The sequence below is a fragment of the Chamaesiphon sp. OTE_20_metabat_361 genome (assembly GCF_031364565.1).
In genome coordinates this window covers 1-1,691 of the sequence record NZ_JANLWO010000249.1, presented here as the reverse complement: position 1 = coordinate 1,691, position 1,691 = coordinate 1, and the positions used below count along the sequence as shown (strand labels likewise).

The 1,691-nt window shown below is 45.4% G+C and carries 3 protein-coding genes and 1 pseudogene; 3 read left to right on the top strand and 1 reads right to left on the bottom strand.

Annotated elements, in window-relative coordinates:
- Together RMO35_RS07335 and RMO35_RS07330 are read left to right on the top strand one after the other, a co-directional pair.
- Positions 1 to 705 (top strand): ferredoxin:protochlorophyllide reductase (ATP-dependent) subunit N (locus RMO35_RS07335; RefSeq protein WP_309739735.1); only part of this gene is annotated, 705 nt, incomplete at its 5' end.
- A gap of 6 nt (positions 706 to 711) precedes the next feature.
- Positions 712 to 882 (top strand): annotated as a pseudogene (locus RMO35_RS07330) (type II toxin-antitoxin system HigB family toxin); the annotation flags it as partial.
- An 85-nt stretch (positions 883 to 967) separates the two neighbouring features.
- Here RMO35_RS07330 and RMO35_RS07325 read toward each other — a convergent pair.
- Entirely contained in the window at positions 968 to 1,132 is a 165-nt protein-coding gene (locus tag RMO35_RS07325; RefSeq protein WP_309739732.1) for a hypothetical protein, read from the bottom strand.
- A gap of 172 nt (positions 1,133 to 1,304) precedes the next feature.
- Here RMO35_RS07325 and RMO35_RS07320 point away from each other — a divergent pair.
- The coding region (locus RMO35_RS07320; protein WP_309739729.1) for a carotenoid oxygenase family protein at positions 1,305 to 1,691 on the top strand (387 nt) is incomplete at its 3' end.

The following is a 1,691-nucleotide window of genomic DNA, read 5'->3' as shown; positions in this document are numbered from 1 at the left end:
AAACGATTTACCGAGCTACCTGTACTCGAAGAAGGTTATTACGTCTGTGGCGTGAATCCCTTCCTCAGTCGCACAGCTACCACACTGATGCGCCGTCGTAAGTGTAAACTAATTGGCGCACCATTCCCGATCGGACCTGACGGCACCCGCGCCTGGATTGAGAAAATCTGTTCGGTATTTAATATCGAACCCCAAGGATTGGACGAGCGCGAAGCCCAAATCTGGGAAGGCGTGGAAGAATACGTCAAACTGATTCGCGGTAAATCTGTCTTCTTCATGGGTGACAATCTCCTGGAAGTTTCGATGGCGCGGTTCTTGATTCGCTGTGGGATGACAGTTCAAGAAATCGGCATTCCCTACATGGATAAACGCTACCAAGCAGCCGAACTAGCTCTGCTGGAAAAAACCTGTCGGGAAATGAATTCGCCATTACCAACAATTATGGAAAAACCAGACAATTACAATCAGTTGCAACGTATTTATGCCCAGAAACCCGATCTAGTAATTACCGGAATGGCTCACGCCAATCCGCTCGAAGCACGGGGAATTACAACAAAATGGTCGGTAGAGTTTACGTTCGCGCAAATGCACGGTTTTACTAATTCTCGTGATATTTTGGAATTAGTAACTCGTCCGCTGCGTCGAAATGAAAATCTCAAGGATCTCGGTTGGGAGAAGTTAGTCAGAGACGAAGCGGTACTCTAAAAGACTAGCATCCTGAAAAATAATCGAACCTTATTCAATATCGCAGGTAATAAATATCGATTAGTCGTTGAAATTAACTACCCCGCCCAAATTATTTTTGTTCGCTTTATTGGCACTCACCAAATCATTTGGGCATCCCCGCAATTGAAAAGATATTCGCTGACGCGATTTTGTTGAGTTTGCAAGCCACGGATATCGTCTGAAAAATCAATGAGTCGGCTATCGACTCCACTCAGAAGAAGATCTCACGGTCGATCCGATTTTAAAATTTAGCGAGTTTAGTTTTGATTTTAGCTACTTCAGCTTCAAGATTAGCTAGCTTAGATTCAATTCGACTGTGACTGGCAAATAGTTCGATGAAATGGCGTTCGGTATTCGCAAATCCAGCTTGAATAGCTTGGAGGATGGCATCATTATTTTCACTCATGTTTTTGACCTCAGTAGTAATATTTTATGATAGTAATATTTTATTGTCGATCGATTCATCTAGACGATCGTTAAACCCGCGATCGAGCTAGAGAGATTGCCCACTGCTGAAAGATCGCGGTAAAATTGACATAAAGATGTGTCCGCCAATCGGTCATTAAATTTAGTAACGCATGACGACTACAACCTCACGATCGACCACTAAACCTTTGTGGAGTCAAGCTCTAGCTGCACCCGCACCCGAATTTCCCCAGACGCAGTTACAGATTGTCTCTGGCGCGATTCCCGATGGCTTGTGTGGCACCCTCTATCGAAATGGCCCCGGACGGCTCAAACGGGGCGGTAAGCGCGTCGGACATTGGTTTGATGGGGATGGAGCAATTTTGGCGGTAAGGTTTGCTGATGGGGCTGCTAGTGGGGTCTACCGCTATGTTCAGACCAAGAAATATCAGGAAGAAAGTCAGGTCGATCGATGGTTGTATGGTAACTATGGCATGTTGCCATCTGGAAACCTGTGGGAACGGTTTGGTAAATCGTTGGGAAATGCGGCAAATACTTCG

Coding starts and splice junctions, on each gene's coding strand:
- RMO35_RS07325 (WP_309739732.1), bottom strand. CDS start 1,132: ATGAGTGAAAATAATGATGCCATCCTCCAAGCTATTCAAGCTGGATTT.